The 17,406-nt window shown below is 38.4% G+C and carries 9 protein-coding genes and 2 pseudogenes; 7 read left to right on the forward strand and 4 right to left on the reverse strand.

Annotation, left to right across the window (positions count from 1 at the left end; all coding sequences use genetic code 11):
- Positions 1-15 precede the first annotated feature (15 nt).
- The gene (locus I8751_RS02760) at positions 16-1,203 is read right to left on the reverse strand and encodes a DUF7453 family protein (protein ID WP_214437630.1); all 1,188 of its coding nucleotides are present in this window, start codon (positions 1,201-1,203) and stop codon (positions 16-18) included.
- Positions 1,204-1,928: 725 nt separating this feature from the next.
- Between I8751_RS02760 and I8751_RS02765 the strand changes: the two genes are divergently transcribed.
- Positions 1,929-2,261: a hypothetical protein gene (locus tag I8751_RS02765; RefSeq protein ID WP_214437631.1), complete on the forward strand. Its 333-nt coding sequence runs from the start codon at positions 1,929-1,931 to the stop codon at positions 2,259-2,261.
- A gap of 94 nt (positions 2,262-2,355) precedes the next feature.
- On the opposite strand, the gene I8751_RS02770 is transcribed toward I8751_RS02765, so the two are convergent.
- Positions 2,356-8,073, reverse strand: a complete 5,718-nt coding sequence (locus tag I8751_RS02770; RefSeq protein ID WP_214437632.1) for an alpha-2-macroglobulin family protein — start codon at positions 8,071-8,073, stop codon at positions 2,356-2,358.
- A gap of 448 nt (positions 8,074-8,521) precedes the next feature.
- Between I8751_RS02770 and I8751_RS02775 the strand changes: the two are divergent.
- Both I8751_RS02775 and I8751_RS02780 read left to right on the forward strand, forming a co-directional pair.
- Positions 8,522-8,857: pseudogene (locus tag I8751_RS02775) on the forward strand (IS1 family transposase); the annotation flags it as partial.
- Between the two features lie 189 nt (positions 8,858-9,046).
- Positions 9,047-9,556, forward strand: coding sequence for a pentapeptide repeat-containing protein (locus I8751_RS02780; protein ID WP_214437633.1), 510 nt, complete (start codon positions 9,047-9,049; stop codon positions 9,554-9,556).
- A gap of 285 nt (positions 9,557-9,841) precedes the next feature.
- Here the strand turns inward: I8751_RS02780 and I8751_RS29425 are convergent.
- Positions 9,842-10,063, reverse strand: a pseudogene (locus I8751_RS29425) (IS701 family transposase); the annotation flags it as partial.
- Positions 10,064-10,269: 206 nt separating this feature from the next.
- Between I8751_RS29425 and I8751_RS02790 the strand changes: the two are divergent.
- The 3 genes from I8751_RS02790 to metK all read left to right on the forward strand — a co-directional run bounded on the left by I8751_RS02790 (position 10,270) and on the right by metK (position 15,179).
- Positions 10,270-10,791, forward strand: coding sequence for a DUF5132 domain-containing protein (locus tag I8751_RS02790; RefSeq protein ID WP_214437635.1), 522 nt, complete (start codon positions 10,270-10,272; stop codon positions 10,789-10,791).
- Between the two features lie 147 nt (positions 10,792-10,938).
- Entirely contained in the window at positions 10,939-13,953 is a 3,015-nt protein-coding gene (locus tag I8751_RS02795) for a cation-translocating P-type ATPase (protein ID WP_214437636.1), read from the forward strand.
- Positions 13,954-13,994: 41 nt separating this feature from the next.
- On the forward strand, positions 13,995-15,179 hold the full coding sequence (gene metK / locus I8751_RS02800) for a methionine adenosyltransferase (protein WP_214437637.1): 1,185 nt from the start codon (positions 13,995-13,997) through the stop codon (positions 15,177-15,179).
- A 171-nt stretch (positions 15,180-15,350) separates the two neighbouring features.
- Here the strand turns inward: metK and I8751_RS02805 are convergent, their stop codons facing one another.
- On the reverse strand, positions 15,351-16,397 hold the full coding sequence (locus tag I8751_RS02805) for a hemerythrin domain-containing protein (protein WP_214437638.1): 1,047 nt from the start codon (positions 16,395-16,397) through the stop codon (positions 15,351-15,353).
- Between the two features lie 257 nt (positions 16,398-16,654).
- On the opposite strand from I8751_RS02805, the gene I8751_RS02810 reads away from it, so the two are divergent.
- Positions 16,655-17,395, forward strand: a complete 741-nt coding sequence (locus I8751_RS02810; protein WP_214437639.1) for an LmeA family phospholipid-binding protein — start codon at positions 16,655-16,657, stop codon at positions 17,393-17,395.
- Positions 17,396-17,406 lie beyond the last annotated feature (11 nt).

Consider the following 17,406-nt stretch of genomic DNA (forward strand, 5'->3'; position numbering starts at 1 on the left):
CTCTTTTGACTAAGACTACTCTCCATACTCCCTGCCCCCTGCCCCTTTACCTCTTCTTTGACGGCGACGTTTGAAGAATACTAAACCCGCAAGTGCTAACCCTGAACTTGTAACCGTATAAGGTTCAGGTACAGCGCGGGTGGCGACGTAAATGCCCTTAGTTCCATCAGCAAGTGAAGCACCGAAAGCGATTTGACCGCGATTATTCAGTCCCCCTAATCCAAAAGAATTAATTTCTGTGACTGTGGAACCAAAGAGTTGATCACCAGTAGCAATGATTTTGTTGTTAACTGGATCTGACCCAGTAAAAATGCCTTCTTCTCCAGAGTCCAAAAAAGCCCAAAAGGCTACTGTTCTCTGGTTGTTAATCGCCGGAGAATCAAAAAAGGTGGAAAAAGCACCATTTGTGTCAGCGATGGTGTTGAGTGACCCACCATTACCAGTAAAAATGCCTTGACCTCCAGAATTTAAATAAGCCAGAAAGGCAACAGTACCCTGATCGTTAAGTGGGGAACCGTCACCAGACAGGGAAGTAAAGGAACTTTTGGTATCAGCAATGGTAGTAGTAACTTGATTATTGCGAGTTACGAGACTCGCCCCTGGTAAAACCAAGGATACTGTTCCTTGATTGTTGATTACAGGAGTAGTACCATTGCCGTTGGCAATTAAGGTAAGTTTTCCATTCTTGCTAGTGTAGATGTCGCCAGATTCATTATCTGCAAAGACCACCGTGCCGCTGTCGTTGATTGAAGGTTGCGACACGAGAAAGCTGCCAGCATTAGCATTGAAAGAAATGGTGTTCAGCGCCCCGCCATTGCCAGTGTAGATGCCAACACCAGGGCCGACACCATTTAGCACACCTCCTTTGAGGGCAGCTCTAAAGGCTACTGTTCCAGAATTATTGATGGCAGGATTGCCAATGGTCTCAAAAGAACTATTAATAGTGTCAGTAATTTTAATAACAGAGCCGCCGTTACTGGTGAAAATGCCTCTACCTGTTTCATCCTCAGCAATAAAGGCTACTCTCCCTGAGTCATTAATAGCGGGAGAAAATAACTCAGGATAGGAACCATTAAAAGGACTACTGGTAGTATCTACAATTTTTTTAAAAGTAATGGCGGCGGCTGTGGCTTTGCTTGTAGGAAGCAGGTTTACAACTATGCCCAATACCATTGCTGCTGCTAAGTTTCTAATTACAGTCATAGCTTTTGTCAAGATTCCTCACTAAGATTCTTCTGGGAGCTGAAGCTTGCTGCGGCTTTTATATCATCACCTTATATTAGGTTTGTCATGCCAGCTACAAGGCACTAAAGTCTTGATTATTTTTTGTATATATGTAAATATACATAATCACCCATTAACTTTTAATTAACCTTTACTTAATCTTTAACCCTTGCAAAGTGAGGTTTTAGTTTAACAATGGTTAAAAAAGTAACATTAAAGCTTACAAAAAACAATCTTACTTAAATAAATGTGAATTTTTGCGTTCATTTCGTTAATATCAAATGTGCCAATTTAAACAAACATACTTTTATAAATGATTTGTATTAATTGCATTGTGAATGTAATAATTTTTGATAATAATGAAAAACTTAATTGAAAAGAATTTAAGCTACCCAAATCAAATAGATCTCAGCAATCAACTTAAAATTGTTGCTTTAATAGTTTTATTAACAGTCATACCAGTTACTTTAATTTTTGTATTTTTTAAACTAGTAAAAAATACTAGCCTAGATATTTTAACAAGAGATCCATCAGTACTTACTAATACGCCTTTTTAAATAGGATTATTTTCAAACATTGGTATATTATTATGGTGTTCTTGTGCTGCAATTTGTCTATTTAGCTATGCAATAATCAAACATAACAATCGTTCTAGAGATTTATCTAAGTTTTTATTATTTTCAGGATTGTTAACATCTTTTCTGATGATCGACGATTTATTTCTGCTTCATGAAGTTGTTTTTCCGGAATATTTAAACATCAAAGAAAAATTAGTTTATGCATTTTATGCAATAATTCTACTATTTATTTTTGTAAAAACAATCAAAGTTATAAAAACAACCGAGTTTGTTATTTTATTGTCTGCAATAGGATTTTTTGCTTTATCAATTGTGTCTGATATAGGTGATCATTCTTATGCTATTTCTAGACTAGAAGATGTATTCAAAATAGTAGGTGTTGCTACTTGGTTTACTTATTTCATAAGATTATGTATGCGAGAAGTAAACAGTATAGTTCGTTTATCATCTGCAAATTAGCTTACCGAGAGGATGATAACAGTCCAATCTATCCATTTCCTCAAACTTACGAGGATTTGAGGGAAATGGAAGAGATTCGTGACTGCGATCGCCTTTATGATTTCTCCTCCAATATCAATGTAGAATCAGCAGCGCGGCCAAATTCTTCTGGTGTATATTGCAGGTGAACTTCTGCACCAGGATATCTAAATGTACCGGGAGTAACAGAACGAACTAAGTAATGTAAGCTGTAAACTCCTGGTTCGAGGTGGTCGGCGTAAGCGATAATGCGATCGCGGTAAATTGTTTTAAAGCCAAGTTGCCAACTATCTGCTTGTGCTTGTAAGGCAGTGGTAGCTGTTTGAAAACTTTCATCTACGGCTTCAAATCCTGCGGGTAAAGGATCTTTAATGACTAGGTGATTTACAGGATGGTCGGCGATAATTTCTAAACCAACATCAAAGACTTGTCCTGTTTGTAGACTTAATGGTTTATCAAAAGCATAAAGACCAGTTTTTTGCAGAACTTTTTCTTCACCTACTTGGCTAATTTCTCTTGTAATTCGTAAACCATTAAACCTCCCTGGTTGATTTCCCTGCAAGCGATAATTATAGGCAACTAAATAATGTAAAGTACCATTACCAGATTTTTGCAGAGTTAAATCATGTCGTCCACGGGGTAATTTTGCCATTGGCACTTTTACCTGTAAGCTAGGATTTTGATAGCCGTTAAAACGATTTTCTCCTAGTTTTTGATTAGCTAATTTGACTGTAGCTACAAAATTAGGCGGTGTTGGTTGTAGTTGGCTATATTCTACTAAAGCTGTCAAAGCTTGGGCATTATCAAAACTAGTTTGCCATGTGCCATCTATCCGCAGTGCCAGCAGACTTTGAAATAATTTATCTATAACTTCTGGTTGACTTTTTTGAGCAATAAACAGCCTTAATGCTTGGGCTTGGGCTGTGGTAGATGAACTCATCCATCCCCAACTCGGAGGCAGACTAATAACGGCTGTGCGACCAATTTCATAAATATTTTGTTGCAACTGCTGCATCATTTTTTGTGATTCATCTTGCCATTGCGAGAATTGAGATAGATATCGCGCTAATTTAATTTGAGTTACAACATCAAAATTGTTGCGCTGTTGATAAATATCCGATAAGAAGGTATTGCGTTGATCTCCTAATTCTGCTAAAGCAATTAAAGTGTGCAGTTGCAGTTGTCTTTTACAAAGTTGCTGTTTACAGAAGTCATATTGACCTGGGTTGGCTAGAACTTTCTGCAAATATCCTTTGACACGAGATAGCATTGCGGAATCTATTTGATTAGCTTTAACTAAAGCTTCTGCTGCATAGCTAGAAATCCAAGGGTCTGATTTTTCCTGTCCTGGGAAAGCAGCAAAACCACCATCTACAAGTTGGAGTTTTTGCAATTGTGTAATTGCTTGATTTGCCTTTTGACTAGGATTAAATTCTGCAAATGTCTGATTGTATTGTTTACCCAAAGTTTGCAGATTAGCCGCAATGATTAATTGACTCGCCGCCGGTTCTGCGAATGGTAAATCATTATTTTCTAAAACCTGCTGTGCTGGTGCTTTAATTTCTGGAATTAAGGTACTAGCTAGCTGTACATCTAAACCTCCCGCCTCCGAGAAGACATTTTTATCGACGTTTAGAGGAATCTTTACTTGTTTCTCGGTGACACCAGTTTCAACTATTTGTTCTGTAATTTCCAGTGGCTTAACATCTAAAGGTACTTCAAAGGCATCTGCTGCATTATTTAGCTGCGTAGTAAAGCGAACTTTTCCAACTCCCACATTCTCTGCCAACATGGGAAAACGATAAGCATGGGTAGCGGATTCAGCTTTGGTTTGTAAAGAAGTAGTGGTGGGATTCTTTTCACCAAACTTCACAGCGCCACTCAGTTCGCCATTAATTGTAAGATTTCCGGTGTTACCAGTATTGTTAGTTACAGATAGCCCGCCCAAGATGCGATCGCCTGGACGGACAAACTGTGGCAATATAGCATTAGTTAGCAGTGGTTTTGTAGTGATAAAGGTTGCATCTCCATTGCCGAAACGCAGATTTCCATCAGTCGCCACAGCCATGACTCGCCATGTAGTTAAGTCATCTGGTAATTTAAAGGTTATCTGGGCATTACCAGTAGTATCAGTCAGCACAGAACCGTTGTAGTAAGCTAAAGCTTGAAAATCTTTGCGGACACGAGTATTTGCTAGACCAGATGATAACCCACCGCCATAACCCCAGCCTTTGGGTTTAGCAACATCTTGTGTTTGTAATATGACATCTGGTCGATTATCGCTAAAGCGGGTAGATATTGGCTGTTCTGCATAAACTGTGTCTACCAAATTCGGCGGACGATAACCAGAAAGTTGCAGTACTGCTTCATTCACTACCATGACTGTAACTTGTCCTGGGGTGGGATTGCCTTGATTATCTTTTAGTTCTAGTTGTATTGTTTCTTCTGCACCAGGCGAAAGTGATGGTTGAATTGGCTTGACTTGCACTTTTAAATACTTATCTTCTAAGTTTACTTTAAAAGGTGTAAAGCCAATTTTGACCAATTTATCTAAACTTGCTGGTTCTACTTGATTAAGAGGTGCGCCTTGTCTGATTAATACAGCTTGTACTGCTGCATTAGGTAACATTTCTGGTGTAACTTGAAACTGAATTTGTGGCGCGCCTCCCTTAACTTTGATAATCTGCTGATAGATGGGCTTATCTTTAATTACAGCAAAGTATAATTCTGCTTCTGGATAGGGAGATTGAATTAGTGCAGTAGCAGTTTCACCGGATTTAAATTCTGTTTTATCTAATTTAACCTCAAGGATATCTCGTTCTCTAGAACCCCAAAATACGGGATTGTCTCCAGTCGCCCAAATTTGTAAATCTGTAGCGCTTAATTCATTATTGGCATCACTAAAATTAGCTCGAATCCGATAAGAACCTGATTCCGGCGGTGTCAAATTGACAGATTGGGGACTATTTGTAGATCTAATTTCTGCTTGTGCAACTGTCTGATATTCGACTTGGTTTTTTGGGGTTCGGCTACCTTCTACTACCCGCGTGACGCTGCTGTATTTAATCTTTTGTAATTCCAGACGTACCCATTGATTTTCGAGGATTTTTCCTGTGGGATCAGTAACTATAACTTCTACAGGTAAAGCTTTCCCAGCATCAACAACAAAATTACTTTTTAAACCAATCAAACGATTAGTTGGTAAGGCTGTAAAAGTTTGAGAATTCGCTACAGACAAATTAGAAACATCTGCAACTTGCACATCTACACGGTAAGTCATGGGGTAAGGCAAATCTTCAGCCACTATTATTGTTTGCTCAGTTTTACCATTAGCATTCAGTTGGGTATTAGTTTGCAAGACATCTGTAGGGACAGTAGGACTTTCTTCCGGCCAAAACCATTGTCTACCAAAAGCAAATTGTCCCCAATCTTTGGGAATAAAATTCGTTTGCTGGCGTGTGACAAAATATTTGGCTTCTCCTCCTTCTACTGGCGCGCCAAACAGATAATTACTTGTCGCTTTCGCCTCAATTTTTTCACCAATTAAGGCAAATTCTTGATTTAAGTTGAGTTCAACTTTAAAATTAGGCGGTTTGAATTCCGCTACACGAAACTCGCCAGAAATTTCATACCCATTCTTGCTTTTAGCTTGGATTGTATAGTAGCCTAATCGCTCAGTATTATTAATTGGCAACTCTAAAGAAAACGTCCCAAATTCATTTGTGTTTTTTGTACCTAAATCGGTTTTTTGTCCATCAGGATTGACTAAAGTTATTTGGTAAGCAGCATTTTTATCTTGCAGAAGATTCCCGTTTTGTAAGTAATCGGCAAAACCAACCAACCAAGCCTTTTCACCCGGTTGATATAACTGCCTATCCGAGAAGATGACACCGCGCGATTCTGGCTTACCATCTTGCCAGCCTGCATCAATTCCATAGCCATAAACACCGCTATATTCTTCTGTTCTGGTAAATGCCCAATCTTGATTTTCACGGGCAATTACTAATAATTCTGGCGATTTGATAAAGCTTGATTTACCAGTCAAGCATTGCTGTAAGTTATCTTTTTGCAGCTTGAAATTTCCATTTTCATCTGTTTGACCTGTGGCACAAGGTACAGTTTCAGAACGAAATTTCGCTGCTAATTTTGATTGATAAATTTCAATAGTAGCGGCTTTAACTGGTGAACCATCACTGAGATGATTGACACGAATTAATCCTGAATCAGGAAACCACTGGGAAAATACACCTAAGTTTGTTAATTCAACCAAACCGTAAGTTGTAGGTTCCCGCCAGAGTTCTTTACCATTATCTTGATATTTATTTGTCCGTGCTTGTACCCCATAAGCTAACATCCCCGTAGCACCGTTTAGCTTTTCTCGTAGCGGAACAGTCACATCAACTGATTGATTTTTCTTAGTAGGTACTTTAAAGCTTTGCCATTCACTTGGTTTTGGAAGTAAATCGTTACCGTTACCTTTGGGATAGGCAGAATTAAAATAAACTAAATCTGTAGGTTGAACTACGCTATAAGCGGCTTTATATTTTGATTCTGGCAGATTTACTGTATTAATATTTAGCTTTAAGTCTTTACCTGCGGGAAAGATGTGCAAATCTGATGGCACCCAAATATCCCCTGCTAAATCTCCAGTATCATATTTAACGGTAACAGGTTTACCTAATGTTTGCCCAAATTTATCTTTAAGATTGCTGTCGATAGTAATTTTATAAGTAGTATCTGGTGCTAAAGCATAAGGATTGATGGTAACAATTCTATTTTCATCGTTGATTTGCAAAATGCGTGCAATATCTTTCGGCGCTGGATTAATTTTTATATTTTCTCTAACTGAATCTGGCAATAAAATATTATTAAATTCTAATTGAGGACTACCTTTAAGAAATCGTCCGTAGGTTCCGCCTGCATCTGGCTGTCCATAAAAGTTAATGCCCTGGAATGCTAAAGGAGAATAAGTAGTTAACTTACTCACAAATTCTTTTTCACTAGGTAAATTACCATAAGCTGGCAAGATTCCTGGAGAAAAGACTAAGCGATAATTGGTTGCTTTAGCGAGAGTTTGCTGCGGTTTGAGTTGATAAATCCAATTGCGTGCTGAAGGGTCAAATTTTTCTAAAGGATCGGGATTTTCTGATGGTTTTTCTTCTTTGGCTAATTCAACTTGGAAACCTACACCTTTATTTTTACCTTCTGGCGTTAGCTGGAGATGTTTTTGCACAGAAGCTAAATTCAGTTCTACATTAGAAGTAAATTGTAAATTTTGCTGCAAGTCAATTGGTTGAATGTCAGCTTTTTCAATGGGGTTAACACCTGGTAAATTAGTTATTTGAATTGGTTCAGTGTTAAAAGTCCAAGCTAAATCTTGATTTAATCGATGATTTTTTAAATCTGCCAAGCCTGCTTTTAAAGTGACTTGAAATCGTGTGGCGTTTGGCAATGCTTTATCAGCTTGAAACCCAACCATACGGGGTGTTAAAAAGCGAAATTGACCGGGTAAAGGTGGCCAGAGTGCAAATTTTTGTAACAATTTTTGCTGTTCTGGACTATCGAGACTTTCAACTGGGATTAAAGCTTCTTGAAAGCGGATGCGAATTTGATTTAGAGATTTGGCATCACCAATGGGACTAATTTGTTCAATCCATGCTGGTAAATTTGGCGGGGTAAGTGGTGAAACTGCTGGTAGTTGTTCTTTGCCTGAAATACCAAGCAGATTACATCCTGATATTTCTAGTACAAGTATGAAGACAAGCAAGCATTGGATTAAGAATTTAATGATCATGTTTAATATATTTTTAAAATCAAAATTAATATGAATCTGATGCTTAAGTTTACCGGACTCTAGTTTAATGTCTCGAAGGCAAGATTATGCCAAAATAGCCGCAATATGTAACTTAAAATCAAAAAAATTCACCTGAGAAGGCTAGAGAAATTGCTAAACTGAGGAGCATAAGTATAATCTCGTAAGATGATTGCTAACTTATGGAACCAGTAACCTTGACGGCTGTAGCAACTGCGATCGCTACTATAGTTTTAACTAAAGCTTTAGAAAAAACTGGCGAAAAGCTGGGCGAAGTTGCATTTACTCCAGCGTAAAGGTGAGGGAGTTTACCAATTGCATCCACTGTTGTACGAGTTTTTCAAATATAAGCTTACAGGTTTAGAGCAGGCAGAGGAATTTAAGCGATCGCTGGCGTTGCATAATAGAGGGATGATTAGGATTTACTACTGTGCATTGTCCATACTGCAAGTCTACGGGGATAAGAAAAAATGGGAAACGAAGAGGTAAACAAAATCACATTTGTGTCAGTTGTGGTCGTCAATTTATAGATGTATACAGTCCACCAAAAGGATACTCAGATGAGATTAAACTTGAATGCTTAAAAGTATACGTTAATGGTGAGGGATTCCGAGCTATTGAGCGCTCCAAAAGTGTTCACCACACAACTGTAATTTATTGGCTAAAACAAATTGGTGAAAAAGACGCACCACCAACCGAAGAAATTCCCGAAGTAGGAGAACTGGATGAACTAGAAACTTTCGTAGGGTCAAAAAGCGAAAAGTTGCGTGCGGGGGTTCCCCCCGTTGAGCAACATTTCTAAGTCACAAGATTTTACATCACTATAATTTATCAATTTGAACAAAAATAATGTTTGTTTTTATCAATTAACTTATTTACAGTAAATATTAAGCAATCGATGAATAATTTCTACAAAAGTAAAGCCGAGATTGTAAACTTAAGTAGCGAGAGACTCATGCAGAAATCAATTTTTCAGAAAATAACTAATTGGGTAGTAGCAGGAGTGTTTTTGGTACTGGTAACAGGATTTTCTCTGCTAGAACAGCCCAGTGCTAAAGCTCAATCATTAACACCACCCACATCCATAGAATCCGCACCTACTTCAGTCACATCTGTAACAGATAATGTAAGGCATTTAATAGCAACCAATGAGTGTACTGGATGCAACTTAATAGGAGCAAAACTCAAAAATACAAACCTGCAAAATGCAAATTTAGAAAATGCAAACTTGCAAGGTGCTGATTTAGAAAGAGCTAACTTACAAGGAACTAACTTGCAAGGCGCAAACCTTCAAGGTGCTGACTTAGGAAAGGCAAGTATCATCGGCGCAAACTTGAAGAATGCAAACTTATTTGATGCGGATTTAGAAAAAGCCAATCTTACTGGAGCAAATATAGTGGGAGCAAATTTCCAAGGGGCTGATTTGGAAAAAGCAATTACACCATTAGGATTAACAACTCAATAAAACATATTCCAAGTGAATACCTCTCCTCTATGTTTACCCCGATTACTAAACTTGGTAGTTGGGGGTTCATTAATTTTTTAGATGAGATATCTACTTATAAATAGAGTATCAATAGCTCAGTTGCAACTGATTTTCCAAATTTACAAAAATTGCGTCACCGGGTTCAACATGAGCTAGCTCAAATGTCTTCCGAGTTAATCTCCTCTTTGACCTGTTATGACTTCATTCTTGAAGCTCTATTTCACGAAGCTTTATTCTATGCATCTTCATAGAGAATTGGTATGACCACGGTGATTCTGTTAAAAAATGGTGTAATGATTGCTGATTTTCTAAACCTACTACCTTGGCTATTTCTGGTAAAGATTTCCTTTTTATCTCTGATATCATTCCCAAATGTAAATCTCGGAAATTTTCAAAACTCCTAACTTCTGGAAATATGTTTTGGTAGATTGCATAATACTCGTCCACAAATTTTATGCTGGGTTTGGGGCTTCTTGGCTGTGTCATCCTCCCCTCCTGCCTTTCAGACTTCTTTTCTGATTTTACTCTTCCCCGAGTGACAAAAGAAAGGTTAGCCATAGGTCAATCTTTATGCCGATGCTGGTGATAAAGATTCCAACTTTCTCTGTAACTTTAGGCTGATGTAAGTAGCAATAGATTTAATTAACCTTGTATCATTGACTGCCTAAGCGTTACTGTGAGGATATTTGCAGATGGCATCTCAGTTCAACTTGGAAAAAGTTAATGTACCTGAAATTGTCGAAGGTCTGACAGCAATAATTTTGTCACCCATAATTCTTCCGGTTGCGGAAGCTATGAAACAGCCTTTAGTTCAAAATGTCATCAAAGAAAGTATAGTTCTGTCTGAAAAGTATCAAGAATCAGTTACAGAAGCAACACAGGTTTGGAACAATGTAACGGCTGATGTGACTAGAGAAAGGCGAGAACAATTTAGGTATAGAACTTACCAAGCCTACCCTGATGGTAAATCGCAAGTAGCTCAGGATTTGATAAATGTGATGTCTGATTTCAATACAGATGTCAAACAAATGACAAATGGTATGGCAGATTTACGTTTGTTAGTACCTTTAGCTCTCAGCATACTTGCTATCCGACAAGTGTTAGTGAAGGGACTAGAATTAGAAGATATCCCTTGGTATATATTGGCTTGGTTTGCCTTTGATAGTTTTGTAAAACTTAACAATACAACCGAATCACAGCCAACAATTTATTAAAAGATTAGCTACATTTACTTAATTGAGAACTTTAGAAGTCTTAATAGTAAATGTTATTAAAAATGAAACCTATGAAAACTATAATTAAAAGGTAGATTGATTTAATTTTTATAGTTATTCAGGGGTATAACAGGAGTTACGATCGCTGTGATTCAGGCAATACATACCAAGGTCAAAGGGAGAGCTAGATACAAAATCGAAGAACTTTACCGTTCAGCATCTTTGAAAAGATATTTAGAGCGATCGCTTGCGAATTATCCAGAAATTATTCAAGTTTCTGCGAATCCTCTAACCAGTAATATTCTTGTCTTTTTCAATCCAGAAACTAGCATTCATGAAATTGGATTTTTAATTGACAAGACTGTATTAGATTATAAAAAAAAATCTCAATTAATCCACTTAAATTCAGGAAAATTAACCAAGGTTTCCAAACCAAATAAACAATCTGTTATCCATGCACAAGAACAAAGAGCAGAAAACTGGCATTTAATGGCAGCAGATAGCACCCTAGAGGCACTTAATACTTCTAAAGTGTCAGGATTATCTCATGAATCTGCTACAGCCAATCTGCATAAGTATGGTTACAATGCTTTATCAGAAACAAAAACACGCTCTGATTTAAGCATCTTCATTGATCAGTTTAAATCTCTACCAGTCGCTTTATTAAGTGTTGCTGCTGGAGTTTCCATCTTCACCGGGGGATTAATCGATGCTGTAGTGATTATGGGTGTTGTCGGTCTGAATGCGGCAATTGGGTATGCTACAGAAAGTCAATCAGAAAAAATTATTCAATCTCTTAAAAATCATGGGCAAACCTCAGCTGAGGTAATTAGAGATAGCAACCAGATAGAAATCTCTACAGAAAATGTCGTTTTGGGAGATGTTTTAATTCTCCAACCCGGTAGTTATGTAGCAGCAGATGCCCGATTGATCGAAGCTGATAATTTGAGTGTGGATGAGTCTGCTTTGACTGGTGAGAGCATCCCCATTACTAAAAATACTGCATCTTTGACTGATAAAGATGTGCCATTAGGCGATCGCCTGAACATGATCTATAAGGGAACTTTGATCACTGGTGGTCAAGGACTGGCTGTAGTTGTAGCCACAGGTAAATTTACCGAAATGGGCAAAATTCAGCAATTAGTAGGTGAAGCAACTGCCACAGAAACCCCCCTAGCCAGACAACTAGATGAAGTAGGCGGTCAACTCGTTTTAATTGGTATGGGAATCTGCGGTCTGGTCTTTAGTTTGGGATTGCTGCGGGGATATGGTTTAGTGCAAATGCTGAAATCATCCATATCTTTGGCTGTGGCTGCGGTTCCTGAAGGACTACCAACAATTGCAACTACAACTTTGGCTTTAGGTATCCGAGACATGAGGAGAAATAACGTCCTCGTTCGGACTCTAAGCGCCGTGGAAGCTTTGGGATCGGTGCAAACAATTTGCCTAGATAAAACCGGGACACTGACAGAAAACCAAATGTCTGTAGTGGAGATAGAGACAGACACCCGCCACATTCAAGTCTTGAATGGTGAATTTATTGCTGGGTCAGAAAATATTAATCCCTATACCTTTGATCAACTATTAAAGCTGATTCATGTATCGGTATTGTGTAATGAAAGTGAAGTCAGCCAACAAGAAGATGGTGAATATATAGTTACAGGTTCAGCCACAGAAAATGCCTTGATTTATATGGCAATTAGTGCTGGGGTGAACGTAATTGAACTCAGACAAAAGTATCCTCTGCTGCACACCAACCTGCGATCAGAAAATCGTAACCTCATGAGTACGATTCATGAGAGTCATAATCATCAATTTGTCGCTGTTAAAGGTAGTCCCGCAGAAGTCATTCAGATATCTCAAAATTGGGTCAAAAATGGGCAAATAGTGCCTTTGACAGCAGAAGACAGGCAAGCAATTGAAATAGAAAACGATCGCATGGCAGGTAAGGCGCTGCGGGTGTTAGGCATAGCTTACAGTCATATTGATGACCTGAATACTGGCAATAATTATGAGTCAGACTTAATTTGGCTGGGTCTTGTGGGAATGGCAGACCCAATTAGAAAAAGTGCCAAACAATTAATAGCTGATTTTCATCAAGCAGGTATTGACACAGTGATGATTACCGGCGATCAAAGTCCAACTGCTTATGCGATCGCTAAACAATTAGAATTAAACCGAGATCCCCAACTGGAAATTCTTGATTCCACTAACCTCAGCGACCTTACGCCGGAGGCTTTGACAGCACTCAGCGACAAAGTAGACGTTTTTGCCCGCATTAGTCCTAGCAATAAACTGCAAATCGTCCAAGCTTTGCAAGCAGCGGGAAAAGTAGTCTCCATGACTGGTGATGGTATCAACGATGCACCCGCACTCAAAGCGGCACAGGTTGGTGTAGCTATGGGTAAAGGAGGAACCGATGTAGCGCGGGAGGTAGCAGATATCGTCCTAGAAGACGACAGGTTAGAAACAATGATGATTGCCGTCAGTCGGGGACGGACAATCTACAACAACATCAGAAAATCTGTGCATTTCCTCCTAGCCACAAATCTCAGTGAAATTATGGTGATGACTACCGCCACCGCAGTTGGTTTGGGTGAACCTTTAAACGCCATCCAACTTTTATGGCTAAATTTGGTAACTGATATTTTCCCTGGTTTGTCTCTAGCTATGGAAGCACCAGAACCCGACGTTTTGAGTCAACCACCCCGCAATCCTGACGAACCAATTATTAAAAACTCCGATTTTGGCAGAATTGCGTTTGAGTCAGCCACATTATCTGTCAGCACCTTAGCAGCTTATAGTTACGGCATTTCTAGATATGGCATTAGCCCCCAAGCCAGCACCATTGCCTTTATGGGTTTGACATCAGGACAACTCCTACATACTATTAGCTGCCGTTCAGAAAAACACAGCTTATTCAATTCAGCAAAACTGCCGAATAATGCTTATTTAAACGCTGCGGTAACAGGTTCTTTTGCTATACAACTCCTAGCTATCATTGTCCCACCACTTCGGAGTCTTTTAAAGATTACACCACTTAATTTTATAGATGGCGCTGTGATTGCAGGTAGTGCTTTAGTGCCTTTACTTGTAAATGAAAGCACAAAGAACATTAACCAAAGTGAACATCTTGCTTTACCAACTAAACTTCAGACTTAGCCAGTAGTCGTCAGCTATTTTGATAGCCAAGGTGAGTAATTATGAAAAAAGACTTCATGTTTACATCTGAATCAGTCACCGAGGGACATCCTGATAAACTTTGCGATCAAATTAGTGATGCGATCGTAGATCGTTTTTTGCAACAAGACCCTTATTCTAGGGTAATTACAGAATGTGCAGTATCTACAGGCATAGTTTTTATAGCTGCCAGATTTGAACCTAACAGCAACGTAGATTTTACTAATGTAGCGAGACAGGTAATTGAAGAAGTTGGTTACAAACAAAAAGAATTTAATGGTAAAACCTGTAGCATTTTAACTAGTCTTAGAGAATTACCTACTAAAAAACATCATTTATTTGATGAAAGAACTCTTTCGGATCAAGAGATAGAGCAAATTACTGTCACCAATCAAGCAACGGTATTTGGATTTGCGTGTAATCAAACTTCTGCTCTCATGCCTATGCCAATATGGCTAGCCCACAAATTAGCCAGACAAATTAGTCAAGTTAGATCCCAACAAATACTCTCATATCTGACTCCCGATGGCAAAACCCAAGTAGGAGTTGAATATAAAAATCGCCGACCTGATAGAATCCATAGTATTACAGTGATTGCCAGTCAAAATAAATCATCAAAACCTGCTTTACAGCAATTACAAGATGATATTAAAGAAGCTGTAATTTACCCTATTTTTGAGGATGAAGAAATTAAACCGGATAAAAACACAAGAATATTTATCAATCCTGATGGGCCATTTATTAAAGGAGGGCCTGCTGTTCATTCCGGGTTAACTGGCCGAAAAAACGCTATAGATACTTATGGCGAATACTCCAAGCATAGTGGTTCAGCATTAAGTGGCAAAGACCCCATTAGAATAGACAGAGTCGGAGCCTATATTGCTCGTTATGCAGCTAAAAATATAGTTGCTGCTAAACTTGCTGATGAATGTGAAGTACAGCTAAGTTACTCTATAGGACTTGCTCGACCTGTGAGCATCCAGGTAGAAACTTTTGGTACAGGCAAAGTTTCTGATGAAGAAATTACGATTCTTCTAGACAAGCATTTTGATTTTCGCCTAGCAGGTATAATTAAACAATTTAATTTAAGATATTTGCCTTCACTAACTCAAGGCAGTTTTTATAAAAAACTTGCTGCCTATGGTCATGTAGGCAGAATAGATATAGAACTTCCTTGGGAAAAATTAGATAAAATTGATGTTTTTTAACATTTAGGACTATGGCGCATTTTCATACTCACTGCATCTGTTCTTTTTCTCAGCGTTCTTTGCGCCTCCTGCGGTTCAAAAGTTATTTATAATAATTAATCAACATCATTGTGGGAATGGGCATTTCGCCCACTCCCACGATTAGCTATTTTTTACAAAAACTAACTAATTCTACTTAACTGCCTGCTTACCTAATCTCTCTTGAATTTTGGCTTTAGCAGCTTTAAATTGTGTAGCCATTTGCTCAGTTTGATCAGAGCTTAAATTATTGCGAATTGCAGCAAACATTGTGCTTTCTTCTTGACGAATATGATCGCCAACAGCATCCATCAACTGTTTGACTTTATCTTTAAATTGAGAGGTAGAAGGGCTAAGAGCCTTAATCTCCTCTAACATGCGCTTCATTTCGGCTTGTTCGTCAAACAATTCTTGGGTGTCATTCTCACCATAAAAAGAACGCACTCTTGGGTAGACCACTTCTTCTTCAGCTTCAGCGTGAGCAGTTAAATCTTTGTAGATTTGACCGAAGTATTCTTGAATCTTTTGGGAATCGTTGCTTTGCAACAGTTCGGTAAACAGAATATTAACTTTGTTATGATCCATGCGGATAACATCTTGGATATTCATATCCTGTTTGTCAGAGCCTTGGGTAACAGCGCTACCTACCGCACCACTAAATGCAGCCATAGCATCTTGGACTCTTGCCCAAATTCCTTGATCTGCATCTTGTCCAGTCAATTCACGAACACCCAAAATCTCTAGAATACCTTTGAGTTGTTCTTGGTGAGCGCGGTTTTCAAAGTTAACGGTATTTAAAGGGGTAATTGCTGCCATCACATCAGCACCAACTTTTTGTGCTGCCTTATGTACAGTTATTCCACTCATTACTTGCTGATGTTTTAGCAATTCGTGCTGAAATACTTTTTCATACAAGCTTAATTCAGAGCCTTGCATGAGTTGGCGGATTTTTTCCACCATTTCTTGAATTGTATTTCTTGGCTGTTTTTGGATGCCATACTGAACAATTACAGTTTCCAAAATGCCCAAGTTCTTTTGATCATCATCGAGCATCTTCCGAATACGATCAGAGATTTCACTATCAGTTGATTGCCTCGAAAACAGTTGTTCATTTTCAATGATTAACTGCTGAACTAATTTAATATCCGCTAGTTTTTCAGCAATAGCATTGCGTTTTGTATCATCTAAAGTAGATACCATTTGGAGTGTCTCCTCGGAAAAGTGTTCATATCATTGCTCTTTTAAGATTGACATACCTTTAATGAAATTTCCCTCTTTCTTTTGAACGATTACTTCGTAACTCTAGATATAAAAACGACCATTTTTATCATCAACATTTATACTTACTCTTTTAGATAGATCCCTATTTCATCTGTACTCCACCGCCAGATAGATAAAATTTTAAGATTAGTTTCTTACATTGACTCAAGGATATTCAAACAGGAGATTCACTCATAATGCCCGACAGTCCTGATCTAGGAGAACAGGCGCTGAATAAAGCCGCAGAAATAGGTTTATCTAGCCAATTAGATGAAGTAGAAAATTTAGATGTAGATATTAAAACTAATCCACTTAAATTAATGCAAGGAGAGGTAGATGCAGTAACCATTGAAGGTGACGGTTTGGTCATGCAAAAAGACCTCCGTATGGAGGAAATGGATATGAAAATTAGTGGTGTTGCGATCAATCCTCTCAGCGTGGCTTTCGGCAAAATTGAACTTACCAAACCTACTGCTGGTACTGCACGAGTGGTTTTGACTGAGGCTGATATTAATCGTGCCTTTAACTCTGAATATATTCGCTCAAAACTTCAAAGTCAGAAAATAAACGTCAATGGCCAACCTGTGACCATCGCACCCCAACATGTAGAGTTTTGCCTACCTGGTGAAAACAAAGTGGCATTAAATGCCGAGATACTTCTACAAGAAACAGGCGAAACACAACAAGTTGCCTTTTCAGCAATACCCCGTATTAATGCTAATGGACAAACAGTTTCTCTAGAAAATATTGAATATAGCGAAAGCGAAGAAATCTCACCAGAATTGACAAAAGCTTTAACCGAGCAAACTAGCGAAATTTTGAATTTGAGTAACTTCGATTTAGAAGGTATGAGCCTGCAAGTTAAAAAACTAGAGCTAGAAGCAGGCAAACTAACACTGCAAGCTGAAGCTTACGTCGAAAAAATTCCCTCCGCTTAAACACAGGATAC

Source organism: Atlanticothrix silvestris CENA357 (genome assembly GCF_016056295.1).
Lineage (GTDB): Bacteria > Cyanobacteriota > Cyanobacteriia > Cyanobacteriales > Nostocaceae > Atlanticothrix > Atlanticothrix silvestris.